The organism is Pseudomonas sp. WHRI 8519 (assembly GCF_040224055.2).
Taxonomy (GTDB): Bacteria; Pseudomonadota; Gammaproteobacteria; order Pseudomonadales; family Pseudomonadaceae; genus Aquipseudomonas; species Aquipseudomonas putida_X.
The window spans coordinates 108,528-128,171 of record NZ_CP167996.1; the positions used below are offsets into that span (position 1 = coordinate 108,528).

The window sequence follows — 19,644 nt, forward strand, 5'->3', positions numbered from 1 at the left end:
ACAAATCATGAAGAAGTGGCAGTGTATTGTCTGTGGCCTGATCTACGACGAGGCCCAAGGGTGGCCGGATGACGGCATCGCGCCGGGTACGCGCTGGGAGGATGTGCCACAAGATTGGCTGTGCCCCGATTGCGGCGTTGGCAAAAGCGATTTTGAAATGATCGCCATCGGCTGATCGCAATGCTGTTCAACCAAGAGGAAAGCACGACATGACGTCCCCCGTGGTCATCATCGGAACCGGCCTGGCCGGTTACAACCTGGCCCGTGAGTTTCGCAAGCTCGATGGCGAGACGCCGCTGCTGCTGATTACGGCCGACGACGGTCGCTCCTATTCCAAGCCCATGCTTTCCACCGGCTTCGCCAAGCAAAAGGACGCCGATGGCCTGTGCATGGCCGAGCCGGGGGCCATGGCCGAGCAACTCAAGGCGGTGATCCGCACCCACACGCGCATCAGCGGTATCGACCCTGGCCACAAGCGCCTGTGGATTGGCGAAGAAGCGGTGGAGTACCGCGACCTGGTGCTGGCTTGGGGCGCGCAGACGGTGCAGGTGCCGGTCGAGGGTGACGGGGCTGATCATGTGTTCCCGATCAATGATCTGGAAGACTACGCACGTTTTCGTGCTGCTGCGGCTGGCAAGCAGCGTGTCTTGATCCTCGGCGCCGGCCTGATTGGCTGTGAGTTCGCCAATGACATGCGCCTGGGTGGTTTTGAGGTCGATGTGGTGGCGCCCTGCGAGCAGGTCATGCCGACCCTGTTGCATCCTGCCGCTGCCGCTGCTGTTCAAGGTGGCTTGCAAGGGCTGGGCGTGCGCTTTCACCTGGGCCCCGTACTCACTCGTCTGCAGCAGGTGAGCGAAGGCCTTGAGGCGTATCTGTCCGATGGCAGCGTGATCGCCTGCGACCTGGTGGTGTCGGCCATCGGCCTGCGCCCGCGCACCGACCTGGCTGCGGCAGCCGGCCTGCAGACCAACCGCGGTGTAGTCGTGGACCGCCAGCTGCGCACCTCCCACGGCAACATTTTCGCGCTGGGCGACTGTGCTGAAGTCGACGGTATCAACCTGCTCTATGTGATGCCCTTGATGGCCTGTGCGCGAGCCTTGGCCCAGACGTTGACAGGCAACCCGGCGCAGGTCAGTTACGGGCCGATGCCCATCACCGTGAAAACACCGGCCTGCCCATTGGTGGTTTCCCCGCCGCCGCCTGGTTGTGAGGGAAGCTGGCAGGTGCAAGGGCAGGGCAGTGACCTGAAAGTGCTCTGTCACGCCGCTGACGGCCAGTTGCTCGGCTATGCCCTGACGGGCAGCGCTGTGACGGAAAAACTGGCGTTGAACCGGCAGCTGCCCGCGCTGATGGCATAAACAGCGGGCGTTCTGTCGGATTTATCCTGTAGTTGACCGCACAATGGCCGCCCAGATACTGGCGCGGCCCCGGTCGGCGTGCCATTCTCACTTCCGTCTGCCGCAGATTAGAGCCTGCGGTGCCTTGAACGCTGCTTCACGGGCAGCACGGCAATAACAACAAGAATTCCCGTCAAAGAGGCTTCATTATGCGTAAACCAGAACTCGCCGCCGTCATCGCCGAAAAGGCCGATCTGACCAAGGAAAAGGCCAACCAGGTGCTCAACGCTATTCTCGACAGCATCACCGGTGCGCTGGACAAAGACACCGTGACGCTCGTGGGCTTCGGTACGTTTGAAAAACGCCATCGTGGCGCCCGCACCGGCAAGAACCCTCAGACGGGTGAGCCGGTGAAAATCAAGGCCAGCAATACAGTGGCCTTCAAGCCTGGTAAAAACCTGCGTGACAGCGTCAATGTGTCTGCCAAGCCAGGCAAGAAAGCCAAATGATCGACGTTTGACGTGCAGCCTCTGTTCAAACGGGCGCCTCAGTGCGCCCGTTGCGCTTTCTGAACGCATGACGCTGCGAATTTGCGTAAATTGTTCAGGAAACGGATAAACTGCGAGCTTCGGTCACATTATATTCGAGGCGCGTTGATGAAGTTCCGCTTTCTTCTCTGGGCCATGGGGCTGTTGATGGCCAGGGCCAGCCGTAACAACCCGGCATTTCAGCAGCAACTCGTAGGCAAGGACCTGGTGTTCCAGATGCAGACGCTCGATGGCAAGGTTGCCCGGCACTTCATCGTCAGTGGCGAACGCATCAGCAGCAAAGGTGGCGCTCATGCACAGCCAGCCTTTGCCATTGCGTTCAAGGACGCCGCCTACGGCTTCGCCACGATGCAGGCGAGCAACAAGCAGTTGGCGTTCATGCAGGGCATCCAGGACAAAAGCATCCAGATCAAGGGCAATCCGGCGCTGGTGATGTGGTTCCAGGGTTTGATGAAATACCTGAAACCGAAGAAGAAAAAAGGCTGAATGGTTGGGGCTGCCGAACAGCCCCAACGTATTCAGTGCGGTGCGTTGAACTGCGACGCCAGTTCGCGCAGCAAGCTCTCGGCCTCGAGCACCTTGTTCACCACGTCTTCCGCCTTCTCCCGGCTGACGCCCAGGCGCTCCAGCAACTCGTCAGGGATCGCCTCCTGCGGCCCCGAGCCGATGCCGCGGCAGCGCAGCAGGCGGGTCGCCAGGCACACCAGGTTGGGGTACGCCGAGTATTCGCCGTCATAGGCAGGATCGTGCTGGAATCGCAGCGCGGTCGACAGCTCTTCGGGCATGTCCCACAGCTTCATCAGCCAGGCGCCGATCTGCTCCCGGCTGATACCCAGCAGGTGCTGCTCCACATAGGTGTGGCAGAGGTGCGGGTTGACCTCCAGATGACGGCAGATCAGCGAGAAGTGCGGTGGGAACACATGGGCCAGCAGTAAGTAGCCGAAGTTGTGCAGCAGCCCGGCCAGGTAAGTCAGGCCGGCCTCAGGACGTTCGGCCCGGGGCATGGCGCGGGTCAGGCCTTCGATGATCGCCGCGGTGTAGATCGACTGCTGCCAGTACGGCGTCGCCTGTTGCGGGTGGTCCTTGGGCAGGCTCAAAGTCTTGCCCAATGCCAGGCCCAGGGCCAGGTTGATCACCAGATCGAAGCCCAGGACGCGGACGATGGCATCTTCCACCGAGCGAATCTTGCCTGGAGAGGCGTAATAGGGCGAGGCTGCCCAGCTGACGACTTGGGCGGCCAGGGCCGGGTCGGTTTCGACCACGCCGGTGATGTCATCGATGCTGGCGTTGGGGTCGACCCGCAGCTTGATGATTTTCTGCGCCGTATCGGCCAGTGGCGGAATCTCGATGGTTTCTTCCAGGCGCTTCTGGATGCGGCGGGCGGTGAAGGCCTGCACTGCCAGGGTAATCTCCCTGGAGTCATCATCCGGGCGGTCGAGATTGGGGCGGATTTCCCTGACGGGCTGGCCGAAAGTGCCAGCGCTGGCCTTGTGCATCATGCGCTTGAAGTCATCACGCTGGATTTCCAGCAGCAGCCCGGCTTCGCCAGACTGGATCAGCAGGCGTTCGGCATCGAGCAACTTGCCTTCATAGAGGCAGGGCGAACTGGTCAAGGCCGGAATCGCAGGCAAGGCCTTCAGATGATGCTTGTCGAGCATCTGCTTCAGGCGCTGTAACGGCACGGCCTTGAGCTTGCGCCCCGTCAGCTCTTCCAGACGATTGAGGTCCAGCAGCTTGCTATGCGGGAACAGCACCATCAATGCGCCGATCTCGTCATCGAGCAGGATCGCCTGTACCCGTGAAGCAGCCGGCAGTTGCGTATGCTCAGGCACCTCGCGATAGGCAATGCCCAGTTTTTCGAGCAACAGCCGGATGACAGAGGGTGCGTGTGGGGTTGCGGTGTCCAGGGCAGCTTCAGTCATGGTCCGTATCCACTGATTCTTTTAAACGCGAAGTATAACCAGTCTGGTCGCAAAGCTGGATCCATTCTGGTACTGGCGTCACACTTGGCCATATTGCTGGCCGTGGCGCAGCCAGCGGTCGAGCAGGGGACTCACGTGCTCGGGCCAGCGTGCGATGAGGGCCTGTGCGGCATCGCGCACGGCGGGTAACAGGTCGGCATCACGCATCAGGTCGGCGACCTTGAATTGTAACAAGCCGGTCTGACGCGTCCCGAGCATCTCGCCCGGGCCGCGCAGTTCCAGGTCCTTCTCGGCAATCACGAAGCCATCGTTGGTTTCGCGCATGATCCCCAGGCGTTCGCGGCCAATCTGCGACAGCGGCGGGTGATACAGCAGCACGCAGTGGCTCACCGCGCTGCCCCGGCCCACCCGGCCGCGCAATTGGTGCAATTGAGCAAGGCCCAGGCGTTCAGGGTTCTCGATGATCATCAGGCTGGCGTTGGGCACGTCCACACCCACCTCGATCACCGTGGTCGCGACCAGCAGTTGCAGGTCGCCTTGCTTGAATTCGGCCATCACCGCGGCTTTTTCCGCAGGCTTCATGCGCCCGTGGATCAGCCCTACGCGCAGTTCGCCCAAGGCGCTGCCCAGTTCCTCGTAGGTGCTCTCGGCAGCCTGGCAGGTCAGTTCTTCGGATTCTTCGATCAGCGTGCAGACCCAATAGGCCTGGCGCCCTTCGGCACAAGCGGCGCGTACCCGCTCCACCACTTCGAAACGCCGGCTATCGGCGACCAGCACGGTGTTCACCGGTGTGCGCCCTGGCGGCAGTTCGTCGAGCACCGAGGTGTCGAGGTCGGCGTAGGCGCTCATCGCCAGCGTGCGTGGGATCGGGGTGGCGGTCATGATCAGCTGGTGCGGGCACAGTTCGCCTGCAACACCCTTCTTGCGCAGGGCCAGGCGTTGTTGCACCCCAAAACGGTGTTGTTCGTCGATGATCGCCAGGGCCAGGTGCTTGAATTGCACTTCTTCCTGGAACAACGCGTGGGTTCCCACCACCATCGGTGCACCGTTGGCGATCTGTTCCAGGGCGCTGGCGCGGGCTTTGCCCTTGAGCTTGCCGGCCAGCCAGGCGACTTCCAGGCCCAGCGGCTCCAGCCAGCGCTTGAAGGTGATGTAGTGCTGCTCGGCGAGAATCTCGGTAGGCGCCATCAGCGCCACCTGGTAGCCCGCCTCCAGTGCTTGCAGCGCCGCCAGTGCGGCAACCACGGTCTTGCCGGCGCCGACATCGCCCTGTACCAGGCGCATCATCGGCTCGGCCTGGCTCAGGTCGTAGGCGATTTCATCGGCTACCCGCTGCTGTGCGCCGGTCGGCGTGAAGCCCAGGTTGGCCAGGTATTGCACCTGCAGGCGCTTGGCCTTGGGCAGAACGGGGGCGCGCAAGCTGCGCAGGCTTTCCCGCAGCCGTTGTTGCGACAGTTGGTGGGTAAGCAGCTCTTCGAAGGCGAGGCGGTGCTGGGCCCAGTGCTGGCCTTCGGCGAGTTCATCAAGGTCGGCATCAGCCGGCGGGTTGTGCAGGTAGCGGATGGCATCATCCAGCGGTGCCAGGTGGTAGTCCCGGGCCAGTTCGTCCGGTAGCCAGTCCGGTAGGCTGCGCGGGCCGAGCATACCCAGGCTTTGCTGGCAGAGCAGGCGCAGGCGCTGCTGGGTGAGGCCTTCGGTGGACGGGTAGATCGGCGTCAGGGTCTGCTCGACCGGCGGTGGCGGCTCGTCGCCATTGAGTGCGCGGTACTCCGGGTGGTAGATCTCCAGGCCCGAGGCGCCGGGGCGGGCCTCGCCATAGCAGCGCAGGTGCGTACCGCGCTTGAGGCCTTCCTTCTGCGCATTGCTGAAGTGATAGAAGCGCAGGCTGAGCACGCCGCTGCCATCACCCAGGCGCACGACCAGGCTGCGGCGCTTGCCCATGGTCACATCGGCGCCACTGACCACGCCTTCGATCACTGCGTCCTGGCCGGGGCGCAAGGCGCCGATAGGCACCACACGGGTGCGGTCCTGATAGCGCAGCGGCAGGTGGAACAACACGTCTTGCAGGTTTTCCAGGCCGACCTTGGCGAGCTTCTGCGCCATGGCTTCGCCTACGCCCTTGAGCGCGGTGACCGAGACCTTCGACAACTCAGTCATGACTCAGGCCGGTTGTTCCACAGCGGGCTTGGCTACCGAGCAGAGGCGAATCGAGTCGGCAAGGATCTCGATGGCCTTGGGCCGCGGGAAGCTTGCGCGCCAGGCGATGGCTACGGTGCGGAAGGGAGCCGGCGCGGTAAGCGGGCGCACTTCGATGACCCCCGGTGCGTAGTGATGGCTGTGCACCGCCGAAAGCGGCAGGATCGACACGCCCAGGCCTGAAGCGACCATGTGGCGGATGGTTTCCAGCGAGCTGGACTCCACCGTGGTGTGCTTGGCGCCTTCACCGCCTTTGTTCAGCGTCGGGCAGGCTTCCAGAACCTGGTCGCGGAAGCAGTGGCCCTCGCCGAGCAGCAGCAGGCTCTTGTCGTTGAGCATGGCGGTGTCGATGGTCTTTTTCGCGGTCCAGGGATGGTCGGCGGGCATCAGGGCGCAGAACGGCTCATCGTACAGTGGCAGGGTCAGCACGTCGGCTTCGTTGAACGGCAGGGCGATGATCACCGCGTCGAGTTCACCGTTGCGCAGTTTTTCGCGCAGCACGTGGGTGAAGTTCTCTTCGATGTACAGCGGCATCTGCGGGGCCACGCGATGCAGCTGCGGGATCAGGTGCGGGAAGAGGTAAGGGCCGACGGTATAGATCGCACCGACCTTCAGCGGGGCGGTGAGCTGGTTCTTGCCGGCCTGAGCCAGCTCGCGGATGCCCTGCGCCTGCTCCAGTACCTTCTGCGCCTGGGCGACGATGCTTTCACCGACTGGCGTCAGGCGCACCGCGCTCTTGCTGCGCTCGAAGATCAGCACGCCAAGCTCGTCCTCAAGTTTTTTAACACCGACGGACAGGGTGGGCTGGCTGACATGGCAACGCTCGGCGGCGTGGCCGAAGTGCTGCTCCTGGGCGAGCGTGACGATGTAGCGTAATTCTGTGAGGGTCATAACGTGCGTCCATGAAGTTGCGAGCCCAGCATAGCGGCTGCAATCGATAGACGCACGTTATCAGACTTGCCGATGTGTGACAGAAACAAAAGTCTCAGCGACGGTCCAGCGAGTAGACGAACGGTGCTACGACTTCAATCGTGCCATTGTTCAGCAATTCCGCTGGCGGCTTGGGCACCTTGCCGGCCCTGCGGATCATTTCCATGGTTGCCCGGTCCAGCGCTGCGCTGCCCGAACCCCCTGCCATCGAGTACGAGAGCACCTTGCCGTCAGCATCGACCACGAAGCGCAGGCGGTTGATGCCCTGAAGGCCCCGGCGGCGAGCGTCTTCCGGGTAGCGCTTGTACTTCGCCAGGTGGCGCAGCAGGTCGCTCTGCCACGTCGGCAGCGCTTTGCTGTTCGCGGCAATGCTTGGTGCCGGTGCCGCCGACTTCTGCGGTGGCGTATTGGTTGGCGGCGTGTCCACGACCTGTTCTTTGGTCGGTGGCTCATCCTTCGGCGGCTCAGGCTTTTTCACAGGCTTCGGAGGTTGAGGCTTGGGTTTGGGCTTGGGCGGCTTGGCGATGGCGATCTTTGGTTTGGGCGCTTCAGCCACCTTGGGCAACGGTGGTTCTTCAACCGGTGCCGGCGGCTGTGGAGCGGCCTTCGGTGGTGGTGGCGGTGCCGGCTCGGGCAGCGGTGCCAGCTCGACCATCATGGCTGCCGGGGGCAGCTCGACGGCCTGGGGCACCGACCAGTTGAGCGTGAGCAGCACAGCGACGGCATGGACACCCAGCACAAGTACCAGGCTGCCGCTGTAACGCGCCAGATTGTGCCGCGTCTTCGTCATTTCTTGGCTGCCGTCTCGAGACCTACCAGACCGACTTTGAGGTAGCCGGCCGCGCGCATGTTGTTCATCACTTCCATCAGGTCACCGTAATCCACACCTTTGTCGGCCTGGAAGAAGATGGTGGTTTCCTTGTCGCCCTTGGTCTTGGCGTCGAGCATCGGGCCAAGCTGGTTGGGTGCAGGCACCTGATCGTCACCGACATACAGCTTCTGGTCGGCCTTGACGCTCACGAACACGGGTTTTTCCGGCCTCGGTGCCGGCTTGGCGGTCGAGGCCGGCAGGTCGACCTTGATGTCGACCGTGGCCAGCGGCGCGGCCACCATGAAGATGATCAGCAGTACCAGCATCACGTCGATGAACGGCGTGACGTTGATTTCGTGGTTTTCGGCGAGGTCGTCGCCACCTTCGTTGAGATGCAGGCCCATGGCTTACCCCACTTTCACCATGTGCGGGGCGACGCGCTCGCCACCCTGGTGGTCCAGGTCACGGCTGACCAGCAGCAGGACCTGCGCCGAAGCATCGGAAACCTGGGCTTTGTAGCCGGCGATGGAGCGGGCGAAGACGTTGTAGATGACTACGGCCGGGATCGCGGCGACCAGGCCCAGGGCGGTGGCCAGCAGGGCTTCGGCGATACCGGGGGCAACCACGGCCAGGTTGGTGGTCTGGGTTTTGGCGATACCGATGAAGCTGTTCATGATGCCCCACACGGTACCGAACAGGCCGACGAACGGCGCAGTGGAACCGATGGTGGCGAGCACGCCGGTGCCGCTGCTCATGTTGCGGCCGCTGGCATGCACCAGGCGCTCCAGGCGGAAGCTGACGCGTTCCTTGATGCCCTCTTTTTCGCGGGCGTTGGCCGACAGGCGCATTTCTTCCAGGGCATCGTGGACCAGCGTGTGGGCCAGAGTACCTTCCTTGTTGGAGACTTCGCTGGCTTCCTTGAGGCTGGCAGACTTCTTCAGCTGGGCGATTTCGCCGCGCAGACGACGCTTGGCGCCCATCAGCTCGAAGCCCTTGGCGATCCAGATGGTCCAGGTGATGATCGAGGCGATGGCCAGGCCGATCATGACCGCTTTCACCACCACGTCGGCGTTCTTGTACATGCCCCACGGCGACAGGTCATGGGCCATGCCCAGTGAAGTGTCCTCAACCACCGCTTCGGTGCTCGGGGCTGCCGCTGCCGGCGCATCGACCGGTGTAGCGACCTGAGCGTCGCCAGCAGGGGCCTGGCCTTCGCTGGCAGGGGTGGCTGGCGCGCTTGCAGCTGCAGGGGTGCTGACGTTGGTCTTGGGCTCATCGGCCATAGCCACTGGGGCCAGGACCAGGCTGAACATCAGCGCGGCGATGGCGCGCCAGGCGCGCGACGGGGTTGGCGAAGCGGAAGGTTGAGTACGTGTCATGCTGGCCGGACCTGATGAAGAAAAAGTGTGCGTTCTCCAAGGCCTCGATACAGGCCGAGAACAGATAGGGGCGCTATTATTGCAAGTAATTCTTGTTAACAAAAGTAATATTGTAGCTTTTTTCGCCCATGGTCTAGCCGCCCATCGTGTAATACGGCTAGCCTGAACCTTTGGTCTAGGGAGTTAAGTGATGTCAGACCGTTCCGTATTGATCGTGGGTTGTGGTGACGTAGGCGGCCGGCTGGCTCGGCAATTACTCGCCCGTGGCTGGCAGGTAAGCGGCCTGCGTCGCTCGGTCGAACACCTGCCACAGGGTGTTGTACCGATCGCGGCCGACCTGTCCGATCCGGGCATGCCCCAGGCTTGGCCGCAGCACTCCCCGGATTATCTGGTGTACTGCGTAGCCGCCAGCCAGCACGATGAAGCGGGTTACCAAAGCGCCTACGTCGAAGGCTTGCGTCACGTGCTGAGTTGGTTGGCCGAGCGTGGGCAACGTCCGCGCCGCCTGCTGTTCGTCTCCAGCAGCAGCGTGTTTGCACAAAAGGATGGGGAGTGGATCGATGAGACCGCACCTACCGAACCGCAAGGCTATTCGGGGCGCGTGATGCTGGAGGCGGAGCGGCTGGCGCTGAGCAGCGGCCTGCCGGCAAGCATCGTGCGCCTGACCGGGATCTATGGCCCTGGGCGTGAGTGGCTCCTGAGCCAGGTGCGTCAGGGCTATCGGGTGGCCACCGAGCCGCCGCTGTATGGCAACCGTATTCATGCCGAGGATGCCGCAAGCCTGCTGGCGTTCCTGCTGCAGGCCGATGCCGAGGGTGTGGCGTTGGATGATTGCTACATAGGCGTTGATGACGACCCTGCGCCACTGGCCGATGTGGTCGGCTGGTTGCGAGCGTACATGGGCGTTACCGAATGGTCCGATGAGCAGCGGGTGCGCCGCACTGGCAGCAAGCGCTGCAGCAATGCCCGGGTGCGGGCATTGGGCTGGGTACCGCAGTATCCGAGTTACAAGGAAGGGTACGCGGCGATCCTGAAAGGCCAAGGCTGAGGCCTGCTGGCCCTATCGCCGGCAAGCCGGCCCCACGCTGGGCAGTGTCAGGCCGCAGGCCTGCACCGTAACTGTGGGGCCCGACTTGCCGGCGATCAGGCCAGTGAAGCCAGGCGGGGCTTGAGTCAGTCCTTCTCCAGCACCCACTGGCGATTACCGGCGGCCAGTTGCGGGATTTCATCGGGCTGTGCACGGTTGAGCGCCTGGAAGATCTCCAGCTTGTCGCCATCGCGCTTGAAGATGAATGGCGCGCCACGCTGGTTACGCTCCAGCCACAGGCTGTCGTTGCTGCCCCCCATGCTGGCGCAATCGCCGGCCAGGCACAGAGCGTAGCGGTCCGGGCCGGGCAGGCCGGTTACGCCGCCGTTGTCGGCGAAGTGGACGACGCTACCTTTGCCCTGGCCTTCGACGATCTTCCAGTCCCCACCCAGGTACGCCTGGTACAGTGCTTTTTCGAAGCTGCTACCCAGGCTCACATTGCCGGGTTGTTTGGCGCGGACGAAGCTGCGTTCGGCGCCGGTTGTGTCTGTGGCCTTCAGTTCGTCGCCATCGAGCGCCAGCTGTTCGGTCTGGCCGCCCGGGAAGCTGGCCTGCCACTGCTTGTCAGTGGCACTCAATTGGCCGTCAGCGGCCTCGAAACCATTGCTGTAGCTGGCCCGCTGGCTGGCCACATCGAGTTTCCACTCGAAGATGGGGCCGTGCTCATCGAGGGCCTGACGCAGGCTGCCACCTTTGACGGCGGCGTCGATGGCGTCCTGGTTGATCCAGGTGCCGTTGAAGTCTTCGGGTTTGTGGCTGGCGCAGCCGCTCAGAAGCAGGGCTGCCAGCGCGAAGGGCAGTGCTTGACGCATGGTAGGTTGACCTTGAACTGAAAGGTGACGGGCAGGGTGCCCGTCACCTGCGGCATCAATCGATGACCAGGATGGCGTCCATTTCTACCTGGGCGCCTTTTGGCAGCGCGGCAACACCAATGGCAGCACGGGCTGGATATGGCTGCTCGAAATAGCGGCCCATGACTTCGTTGACCTTGGCGAAGTGGCTCAGGTCGGTGAGGAAGATGTTCAGCTTGACGATGTCCTTGAACGAACCGCCGGCAGCTTCAGCGACGGCCTTGAGGTTCTCGAAGACCTGTACGGTCTGGGCCTCGAAGCCCTCAACCAGTTCCATGGTGTTCGGGTCCAGCGGGATCTGGCCCGACATGTAAACGGTGTTGCCGGCTTTGATCGCTTGCGAGTAGGTACCGATGGCGGCAGGGGCCTTGTCGCTGTTGATGACGGTCTTGCTCATGATGACTCCTTGCGGTTGGCGGACTACGCACGCATGCGGGTGATGCGGACCACGCCGGTCAGCGTACGCAGCTTCTTGATCACACGAGCCAGGTGCACGCGGTCGTGCACGCTGACCACCAGTTGGACAACGCTGATGCGGCCGTCGCGTTCGTCCATGCTGATCTTCTCGATGTTGCCGTCGGCGGCATTGACGCTGCTGGCCAGCAGGGCGATCAGGCCGCGCTGGTGCTCCAGCTCGACACGCAACTCGACATTGAATTCGCCGGTGATGTCCTTGGCCCAGGAAAGCTGTACGCACTTCTCCGGGTTATGGCGGATTTCACTGATGTTGCGGCAGTTCTCCAGGTGCACGACCATGCCCTTGCCTGCCGACAGGTGGCCGACGATCGGGTCGCCCGGGATGGGCGTACAGCACTTGGCGTAGCTCAATACCAGGCCTTCGGTGCCGCGGATCGCCAACGGGCCTTCCGGCGCCGGCAGCTGCTCGCCTTCGGCTGACAGCAGGCGGCGGGCCACCACATAGGCCATGCGGTTGCCCAGGCCGATGTCTTCGAGCAGGTCCTCGATCAGTTCCAGGCGGTACTCGGCGAGAATCGCGTTGATACGCTCCTGAGGGATTTGCTCGAGGCTGCTGTCGAAACCGGTCAGCACCTTGTTCAGCAGGCGCTCGCCCAGGTTGATCGACTCGGAACGTCGCTGCTGCTTGAGTGCGTGGCGGATGTGCGTACGGGCCTTGCCAGTGACCACGAAATTGAGCCAGGCCGGGTTGGGCCGCGCGCCCGGGGCGCTGACGATCTCAACCGTCGAACCGCTCTGCAGCGGCTCGGACAGTGGCGCCAGGCGCCGGTTGATGCGGCAGGCGATGCAGCTGTTGCCCACATCGGTATGCACCGCATAGGCGAAATCCACGGCGGTGGAGCCTTTGGGCAGCTCCATGATCCTGCCTTTGGGCGTGAAGACATAGACCTCGTCAGGGAACAGGTCGATCTTCACGCTCTCGATGAATTCCAGCGAGTTGCCGGCACGCTGCTGCAGCTCGAGGATGCCCTTGACCCACTGGCGGGCGCGCGCATGGTTGCCTTTGGGCTGCTCGTCGTTGGACTTGTACAGCCAGTGCGCGGCGATGCCGTTGTTGGCCATCTCTTCCATTTCGCGGGTACGGATCTGGATTTCGATGGGCACGCCGTGCATGCCGAACAGCGTGGTGTGCAACGACTGATAGCCGTTGGCCTTGGGGATCGCGATGTAGTCCTTGAAGCGCCCGGGCAGCGGCTTGTACAGGTTGTGCACGGCACCGAGCACGCGGTAGCAGGTGTCGACCTTGTCGACGATGATGCGGAAGGCGTACACGTCCATGATCTCAGTGAAGGCGCGGCGCTTGCCGCGCATCTTCTTGTAGATGCCATAGAGGTGTTTCTGCCGGCCGCTGACCTCGCCTTGAATACCGTCGGCAGCCAGGCAGTTGGCCAGCGAGTGCTCGATCTTGGCGACGATCTCTTTGCGGTTGCCGCGTGCGCTCTTGACCGCCCGATGGATCAGTGACGACCGCATGGGGTGCATGGCCTTGAAGCCAAGGTCTTCGAACTCTACGCGCACGGTGTGCATGCCCAGCCGGTTGGCGATGGGGGCGTAGATTTCCAGGGTTTCCTTGGCGATGCGTCGGCGTTTTTCGCCAGACAGCACTTCCAGGGTGCGCATGTTGTGCAGGCGGTCGGCAAGCTTGACCAGGATCACGCGGATATCGCGGGCCATGGCCATGGCCATCTTCTGGAAGTTTTCAGCCTGCGCTTCGGCCTTGGTCTCGAAGTTCATCTGGGTCAGTTTGCTGACCCCATCGACCAGCTCGGCAACCGTTTCGCCAAACTGCTGGCTGAGCGCTTCCTTGGCGATGCCGGTGTCTTCGATCACGTCGTGCAACATGGCCGCCATCAGGCTCTGATGGTCCATGTGCATGTCGGCGAGGATGCTGGCTACCGCCAGCGGATGGGTCACGTAGGGCTCGCCGCTGCGGCGGCGTTGCCCATCGTGTGCCTGTTCGGCGTAGAAATAGGCGCGCCGAACCAGGTTGACCTGTTCGGGGCCCAGGTAGGTCGACAGCCGTTCGGCTAAGGCTTCTATGCCCGGCATGATTTCACCTCTTGCCGAGGAAGAGGGCCTTGTGCCGCGCGACGTCGACCAGGCATGGATCAGACAGCCTCGTTGGACTCGTCCTCGAAGGCGGCGAAGACCGGATCCTCGGTAACGATCTCTTCAGCAGCAATGAATTCGTTGGTGACGATGCCTTCTGCGATTTCACGCAGGGCAACGACGGTTGGCTTGTCGTTTTCCCACGCTACGCGCGGCTCTTTGCCGCCGGTAGCCAGCTGACGGGCGCGCTTGGTCGAGAGCATGACCAGCTCAAAACGGTTATCCACGTGTTCCAGGCAGTCTTCAACAGTTACGCGGGCCATGGTCTTCCTCAGTAGCAAATGCGATGGGCGTGCAGCCCAATATGGGCAGGCGGACTCGATAGTTTAAAAAATCACCAGCCAATAGGGAAGCGCTGTTTTGCCGGCTACCCAATCAGGCCTGCATCCTTCACCCTGCGCACGCGGCCTTGTCGAGGCGCCGAACCACCGCGAAAGGGCCGTAACAGACACACTCATCTTGTATCTCACAACATCGCGCCGCGCAACCTCGGGGTCAGCTCTTCGAACAATGTCTGCACCGAGCGCAAAGCCCGGCAATCGGGCCGGGTCAGCAACCACAGTTGGGTGTCGCAACCGGCCAGCGGTCCGCTCAGCGCCTCGACGCCAGGCAGCGCGTGGACCATGTAGTCGGGCAGCGCCGCAACGCCCAGCCCCGTGCTCACCAGCTGTGCAATGGTCGACATGCTGCTGCACTGGTAGCGCGGGCTCAGCCCGGGGTACTGCTGGTTGCGCCAGACCACGGTGGGGTGGTCCTGCATGGAGTCGTCCGGGGCAATCCATGGCACGTTGTGGTGAGACTCGCTCAGGCGTTCGCGCCATTGCGCCTGGCCACAGATCACATAGGACGTCGAACCCAGGCAACGGCCGACCAGGTGCTCAGGCGGCGTATTGGTCAGGCGCAAGGCAATGTCGGCATCGCGCCTGCTGAGGTTGGCGAAGGTATTGGACGTGCCCATCTCCAGCGACAGTGCCGGGTAATTGGGCATGAACTCGGCCAGGGCCGGCAGCAGCAAGCTGTGCATGACCGCCTCGGTGCACGTCAGGCGCACGGTACCGCTGACCACCTGCTCGCCACTGGTCATGGCGATGCGCGCGGCATCCAGTGCCTGCTCGGCGCGTTCGGCCTGCTCGGCCAGGGCCTGGGCCGTGTCGGTCGGCAGGTATCCCTTGCGGCTCTTGACGAACAGTGCGGTGCCCAGTGCCGACTCGAGCCGGCGAATCGAACGGAACACGGTCGATACATCGACCTTGAGCAGTTCGGCGGCCTTGGCCAGTGAGCGCCCGCGCTCCAGGGCCAGGACCAGGGAGAGGTCGGCGTGGGTGATCTGATATTGCATTGGTGCACGCTCTACTTGCCGAAATGCCAATGTCTGTTGCGTTGAGGCCATTTTATAGTGGAACTGCCCCCGGGAATCAATGCGCTCGGTCGGGCAACCAATCCCCACGATGGGAAAGTTAAAAAAACAACAGCTGCAACCATCGTCGCCCGTGAGGCGCCAGCCGTATCCCCCTATCGCCGCAGCCCTTCAAAGGATGTACACCATGACGTCGGTCACCCCGTGCGCCAGTTCTTCCAGCGAGATGAAAGACTTCCTCCAGGCCCATCCGGAAACCCAGTACGTCGATCTGCTGATCTCCGACATGAATGGCGTGGTACGTGGCAAGCGCATCGAGCGGGCCAGCCTGCACAAGGTGTACGAAAAGGGGATCAACCTGCCGGCATCGCTGTTCGCCCTCGATATCAATGGCTCGACCGTTGAAAGCACAGGGCTTGGGTTGGACATCGGCGATGCCGACCGGATCTGCTACCCGATCCCCGGGACGCTGTGCAACGAGCCCTGGCAAAAGCGCCCGACCGCCCAGTTGCTGATGACCATGCACGAGTTGGAGGGCGAGCCGTTCTTCGCTGACCCACGCGAAGTGTTGCGCCAGGTGGTGAGCAAGTTCGATGACCTGGGCCTGGACATCTGCGCCGCGTTCGAGCTGGAGTTCTACCTGATCGACCAGGACAACCTCAACGGTCGCCCGCAGCCGCCGCGCTCACCCACTTCAGGCAAGCGTCCGCAGTCGACCCAGGTCTACCTCATCGACGACCTCGACGAATATGTCGACTGCCTGCAGGACATGCTGGAAGCCGCCAAGGAGCAGGGCCTGCCGGCCGATGCCATCGTCAAGGAAAGCGCCCCCGCGCAGTTCGAAGTCAACCTGCATCACGTTGCCGACCCGCTGAAGGCGTGCGACTACGCGATCCTGCTCAAGCGCCTGGTCAAGAACGTCGCCTACGACCATGAAATGGACACCACGTTCATGGCCAAGCCGTACCCGGGGCAGGCGGGCAACGGCCTGCACGTGCACATTTCGCTGCTCGACAAGAAGACCGGCAAGAACATCTTTGCCCATGAAGACCCGCTGCAGAGCGACGCGCTGCGCCATGCCATTGGTGGCGTGCTGGAGACCATGCCGGCGTCGATGGCGTTCCTGTGCCCGAACGTCAATTCCTACCGCCGGTTCGGCGCACAGTTCTACGTGCCGAACGCGCCGAGCTGGGGCCTGGACAACCGTACCGTGGCTGTCCGCGTACCGACTGACAGCAGCGAAAACGTGCGCATCGAACACCGCGTGGCGGGGGCCGATGCCAACCCTTACCTGATGCTCGCCGCGGTTCTCGCCGGTATCCACCACGGCTTGACCAGCAAGGTCGAACCTGGTGCGCCGATCGAGGGCAATTCGTACGAGCAGCTGGAGCAAAGCCTGCCGAACAACCTGCGCGATGCGCTGCGCGCGCTGGATGACAGCGAAGTCCTCAACCAATACATAAGCCCGGACTACATCGATATCTTCGTGGCCTGCAAGGAAAGTGAGCTGGCCGAGTTCGAAGTATCGATCTCCGACCTCGAGTACAACTGGTACCTGCACACGGTGTAAGCCCATGAGCGCATTTGCGGTCCCCTTGATCGGTGTCAGCGCCTGCCGTCAGCAGGTAGGAAAAAACTCGTCGCACACGGTGGGTGACAAGTATGTCGAGGCGGCCGGCTTTGCCGGGCTCCCGCTGATCCTGCCGGCCCGCGACGGCGGCAGCGACACGCAGGCTTTGCTGGCACGGCTCGATGGCATTCTTTTTACCGGCTCGCCTTCAAATGTCGAGCCGCATCATTACAATGGCGCCCCCAGCGCGGAAGGTACCCGGCACGATCTTGCACGTGACCGCCTGACCTTGCCGCTGCTGCAGGCGGCCATCGCCGCCGGCGTGCCGGTGTTCTGTATCTGTCGTGGTTTCCAGGAATTGAACGTGGCCCTCGGCGGCAGCTTGTACCAGCGCGTGCACGAGCTGCCGGGTTACCTGGACCACCGTGAACCTGAGGACGCACCCCTGGAGGTGCAATACGGCCCTCGTCATCCTGTCGGCATTGTGCCTGGCGGGGTGTTCGAGCGCCTGGGCCTGGCTGCGCAGTTCGAGGTCAACTCGCTGCACAGCCAGGGTATCGACCGCTTGGCCCCGGGCCTGCGTGTCGAGGCGCGGGCCCCGGATGGCCTGATCGAAGCGGTGTCGATGCCTGATGCGCCTGGCTTTGTGCTCGGCGTGCAGTGGCACCCGGAGTGGCGTTTTGCCGAAAACCCGGTCTCCAAGCGCCTGTTCCAGGCGTTTCGCGAGGCCTGCATTGCCCATGCTGCACGGTAGGGTCGTTACCCGAAGGTCTTGGATGACTGATACCGATACGCAAGCTTTCAATGAGTGAAAGCGCCTTGTTCGCAGGGCCTGTGACAACAATTCCAATAGTTACGGCAAATACTCATGAGCAATTACACAGAAGCTGGCCGCCCACCCGATGTGGCCGATTCAGGCAGCACTCAGCGCAGCAAAGGCCTGGCAAAAGGGCGTCTTGGCCTGTTGGCCAGCGTGGTGCTGGGCATCTCCACAATCGCCCCGGTCTACACCCTGACTGGGGCCCTTGGCCCCACCGTGCGGGAGGTCGGCCAGCACCTTCCGGCCGTCTTCATCGTTGGCTTCCTGCCTATGCTGCTGGTTGCCCTTGGCTACCGTGAGCTGAACGCGGCGGAGCCGGACAGCGGTACTTCCTTTACCTGGTCGGCCCGTGCCTTCGGCCCGATGATCGGCTGGATCGGTGGTTGGGGGCTGGTCGTTGCCACCACCATTGTGTTGTCCAACCTGGCCGGCGTGGCCGTTGATTTCTTCTATCTATTCCTGGGGCAGATCACCGGTCACCAGGGGTTGGCTGCCTTGGCGGATAACCTGCTGATCAACATCACCACCTGTTGCGTGTTCATCGCCATGGCCGTGTGGATCTGTTGTCGCGGCATGGCCACCACCATGACCGTGCAATATGGATTGGTGGCCTTGCAGCTGCTGGTGCTGATCGGCTTCGCCTTCGCCGCGTTCGGTGAGACCACCGCGCCTGCCCCGCTGGAGTTCGACCTGGCCTGGTTCAACCCCTTCGGTGTGGAGTCGTTCTCGGCCTTTGCCGCCGGCCTGTCCTTGTCGATCTTCATCTTCTGGGGGTGGGACGTGTGCCTGACCGTCAGTGAAGAATCGATCGGCAGCGACGAGGTACCGGGCAAGGCGGCGACCTGGACCGTGCTGCTGATTCTGGGTCTGTATCTGCTCACTGCCATCGCTACCCTGCAATTCGCCGGGATCAGCGAGCATGGGCTGGGCTTGAACAATCCGCGTATCCAGGAGAACGTCTTTGCCCACCTGGCCGGGCCCGTCATGGGGCCGCTGGCGATCCTGATGTCCATCGCCGTGCTGGCGAGCACCGCCGCTTCGCTGCAATCGACCTTCGTCTCGCCAGCGCGCACGCTGCTCGCCATGGGTTACTACGGTGCGGTGCCTGAGCGTTTTGCCAAGGTTTGCCCGCGTTCGCAGACGCCACGTTACGCAACCATCTGTGCCGGCGTCGCCGCAGGCCTGTTCTACGTGACCATGCGTACCCTGAGCGAAAACGTGCTGGCGGACACCATCACCGCCCTGGGCATGATGATCTGCTTCTACTATTCGCTGACCGCGTTCGCCTGCGTGTGGTATTTCCGCCACAGCCTGTTCGACAGCCTGCGCCACTTCTGCATGCGCGGCCTGTGCCCGTTGTTGGGTGGGGTGATCCTTTCGGTGATCTTCGTGCGCACCGCCATCGACAGCGCGTCGCCGGACTTTGGCAGTGGCTCGCATGTGGCTGGCGTTGGGCTGGTGTTCGTGATTGCGGCGATCATCTCGGCACTGGGGATAGTGCTGATGATGCTGTCGCGGATGCGTGCGCCGGCTTACTTCCTGGGCGCTACCCTGCGACAGCAGGCGACCCTGCAGCTGCAGGACTGATGCTTGGGGCGCGCTGTGCGCCCCAGCTCTCTTCAGCCGATCAACTGCTTGAGCAATGCCCCGTGCCGCTCCTGCTGCTTGTTCAGCAGCAGGCGGTTGGAGCGGAACACCGCCTTCAATTCCTCCAGCGCGGCATCGAAGTCATCGTTGATGATGACGTACTCGTACTCGTCGTAGTGCTGCATCTCGCTGACGGCCTCTTTCATGCGGCCGGCAATGATCTCATCGCTGTCCTGTCCGCGCCCGTCCAGGCGCTGGCGCAGCGCCTCAAGGTTCGGCGGCAGGATGAAGATCGAGCGGGCTTCAGGCATCAGCTCACGCACCTGGCGGGCACCTTGCCAGTCGATTTCCAGAATCAGGTCGTCGCCCCGGTCCAGCACTTGCTGCAGCGTGCTACGCGAGGTGCCGTAGAAGTTGCCGAACACTTCGGCGTGTTCAAGGAAATCGTTCTTGTCGATCAGCGCCTTGAATTCGTCATGACTGACGAAGTGGTAGTTGACGCCATGCTCCTCGCCCGGGCGCTTGCCGCGTGTGGTGTGCGAGACGGAAACGCTGATGCGTTCGTCTTCCTTGATCAGGGCGTTGACCAGGCTGGTCTTGCCGGCACCTGACGGGGCCGAGACGATATAGAGGGTGCCGCTGCTGTGGTTCATGGTAGGGGTG

The 19,644-nt window shown here is 62.8% G+C and carries 20 protein-coding genes; 8 read left to right on the top strand and 12 right to left on the bottom strand.

The genetic code is table 11. From position 1 onward, the window contains the following. Positions 1-7 precede the first annotated feature (7 nt). The 4 genes from ABRP30_RS00515 (at position 8) to ABRP30_RS00530 (ending at position 2,371) form a co-directional block, all read left to right on the top strand. Complete coding sequence (locus ABRP30_RS00515; RefSeq protein WP_012312109.1) at positions 8-175, top strand: rubredoxin; 168 nt, start codon at positions 8-10, stop codon at positions 173-175. Positions 176-209: 34 nt separating this feature from the next. Then, entirely contained in the window at positions 210-1,358 is a 1,149-nt protein-coding gene (locus ABRP30_RS00520) for an FAD-dependent oxidoreductase (protein WP_349975586.1), read from the top strand. Positions 1,359-1,546: 188 nt separating this feature from the next. Continuing rightward, positions 1,547-1,846 carry an HU family DNA-binding protein gene (locus ABRP30_RS00525; protein ID WP_241806733.1) on the top strand — a complete coding sequence of 100 codons (300 nt, stop codon included), beginning with the start codon at positions 1,547-1,549 and terminating at the stop codon, positions 1,844-1,846. 147 nt (positions 1,847-1,993) lie between these two features. After that, entirely contained in the window at positions 1,994-2,371 is a 378-nt protein-coding gene (locus tag ABRP30_RS00530; protein ID WP_241806734.1) for a helicase, read from the top strand. 32 nt (positions 2,372-2,403) lie between these two features. On the opposite strand, the gene ABRP30_RS00535 is transcribed toward ABRP30_RS00530, so the two are convergent. The 6 genes from ABRP30_RS00535 to exbB form a co-directional block, all read right to left on the bottom strand. Further along, complete coding sequence (locus ABRP30_RS00535; RefSeq protein ID WP_349975587.1) at positions 2,404-3,807, bottom strand: HDOD domain-containing protein; 1,404 nt, start codon at positions 3,805-3,807, stop codon at positions 2,404-2,406. Between the two features lie 78 nt (positions 3,808-3,885). Beyond that, complete coding sequence (gene recG, locus ABRP30_RS00540; protein WP_349975588.1) at positions 3,886-5,964, bottom strand: ATP-dependent DNA helicase RecG; 2,079 nt, start codon at positions 5,962-5,964, stop codon at positions 3,886-3,888. Positions 5,965-5,967: 3 nt separating this feature from the next. Next, a complete protein-coding gene (locus tag ABRP30_RS00545; RefSeq protein ID WP_012312115.1) occupies positions 5,968-6,894 on the bottom strand; it encodes a hydrogen peroxide-inducible genes activator in 927 nt (308 codons plus the stop codon). A 94-nt stretch (positions 6,895-6,988) separates the two neighbouring features. Beyond that, positions 6,989-7,723 carry an energy transducer TonB gene (locus tag ABRP30_RS00550; protein WP_241806740.1) on the bottom strand — a complete coding sequence of 245 codons (735 nt, stop codon included), beginning with the start codon at positions 7,721-7,723 and terminating at the stop codon, positions 6,989-6,991. Further along, on the bottom strand, positions 7,720-8,148 hold the full coding sequence (exbD, locus tag ABRP30_RS00555; RefSeq protein ID WP_241806741.1) for a TonB system transport protein ExbD: 429 nt from the start codon (positions 8,146-8,148) through the stop codon (positions 7,720-7,722). The genes ABRP30_RS00550 and exbD overlap by 4 nt, the downstream gene beginning before the upstream one ends. Before the next feature lie 3 nt (positions 8,149-8,151). After that, on the bottom strand, positions 8,152-9,123 hold the full coding sequence (gene exbB, locus ABRP30_RS00560; RefSeq protein ID WP_349975589.1) for a tonB-system energizer ExbB: 972 nt from the start codon (positions 9,121-9,123) through the stop codon (positions 8,152-8,154). A gap of 190 nt (positions 9,124-9,313) precedes the next feature. On the opposite strand from exbB, the gene ABRP30_RS00565 reads away from it, so the two are divergent. Continuing rightward, positions 9,314-10,171 (top strand): SDR family oxidoreductase, encoded by an 858-nt coding sequence (locus ABRP30_RS00565; RefSeq protein WP_349975590.1) that lies wholly within the window; start codon positions 9,314-9,316, stop codon positions 10,169-10,171. 125 nt (positions 10,172-10,296) lie between these two features. Here the strand turns inward: ABRP30_RS00565 and ABRP30_RS00570 are convergent, their stop codons facing one another. The 5 genes from ABRP30_RS00570 to ABRP30_RS00590 form a co-directional block, all read right to left on the bottom strand. Beyond that, positions 10,297-11,022, bottom strand: a complete 726-nt coding sequence (locus tag ABRP30_RS00570) for a hypothetical protein (protein ID WP_241806744.1) — start codon at positions 11,020-11,022, stop codon at positions 10,297-10,299. Positions 11,023-11,077: 55 nt separating this feature from the next. Beyond that, entirely contained in the window at positions 11,078-11,458 is a 381-nt protein-coding gene (locus ABRP30_RS00575) for a RidA family protein (protein ID WP_012312121.1), read from the bottom strand. 23 nt (positions 11,459-11,481) lie between these two features. Beyond that, on the bottom strand, positions 11,482-13,587 hold the full coding sequence (gene spoT / locus ABRP30_RS00580) for a bifunctional GTP diphosphokinase/guanosine-3',5'-bis pyrophosphate 3'-pyrophosphohydrolase (RefSeq protein ID WP_241806745.1): 2,106 nt from the start codon (positions 13,585-13,587) through the stop codon (positions 11,482-11,484). Between the two features lie 59 nt (positions 13,588-13,646). Continuing rightward, positions 13,647-13,910 (bottom strand): DNA-directed RNA polymerase subunit omega, encoded by a 264-nt coding sequence (rpoZ, locus tag ABRP30_RS00585; RefSeq protein ID WP_012312123.1) that lies wholly within the window; start codon positions 13,908-13,910, stop codon positions 13,647-13,649. 203 nt (positions 13,911-14,113) lie between these two features. Further along, positions 14,114-14,986 (bottom strand): LysR family transcriptional regulator, encoded by an 873-nt coding sequence (locus tag ABRP30_RS00590; protein ID WP_241806746.1) that lies wholly within the window; start codon positions 14,984-14,986, stop codon positions 14,114-14,116. A gap of 244 nt (positions 14,987-15,230) precedes the next feature. Between ABRP30_RS00590 and ABRP30_RS00595 the strand changes: the two genes are divergently transcribed. The 3 genes from ABRP30_RS00595 (at position 15,231) to ABRP30_RS00605 (ending at position 18,981) form a co-directional block, all read left to right on the top strand. Beyond that, the gene (locus ABRP30_RS00595; protein WP_372490517.1) at positions 15,231-16,574 is read left to right on the top strand and encodes a glutamine synthetase family protein; all 1,344 of its coding nucleotides are present in this window, start codon (positions 15,231-15,233) and stop codon (positions 16,572-16,574) included. A gap of 4 nt (positions 16,575-16,578) precedes the next feature. Further along, positions 16,579-17,328 carry a gamma-glutamyl-gamma-aminobutyrate hydrolase family protein gene (locus tag ABRP30_RS00600; protein ID WP_267820038.1) on the top strand — a complete coding sequence of 250 codons (750 nt, stop codon included), beginning with the start codon at positions 16,579-16,581 and terminating at the stop codon, positions 17,326-17,328. 114 nt (positions 17,329-17,442) lie between these two features. Next, positions 17,443-18,981 (top strand): APC family permease, encoded by a 1,539-nt coding sequence (locus ABRP30_RS00605; RefSeq protein WP_241806750.1) that lies wholly within the window; start codon positions 17,443-17,445, stop codon positions 18,979-18,981. 32 nt (positions 18,982-19,013) lie between these two features. Here the strand turns inward: ABRP30_RS00605 and gmk are convergent, their stop codons facing one another. After that, positions 19,014-19,634 (bottom strand): guanylate kinase, encoded by a 621-nt coding sequence (gene gmk / locus ABRP30_RS00610; protein ID WP_241806752.1) that lies wholly within the window; start codon positions 19,632-19,634, stop codon positions 19,014-19,016. Between the last annotated feature and the right edge of the window lie 10 nt (positions 19,635-19,644).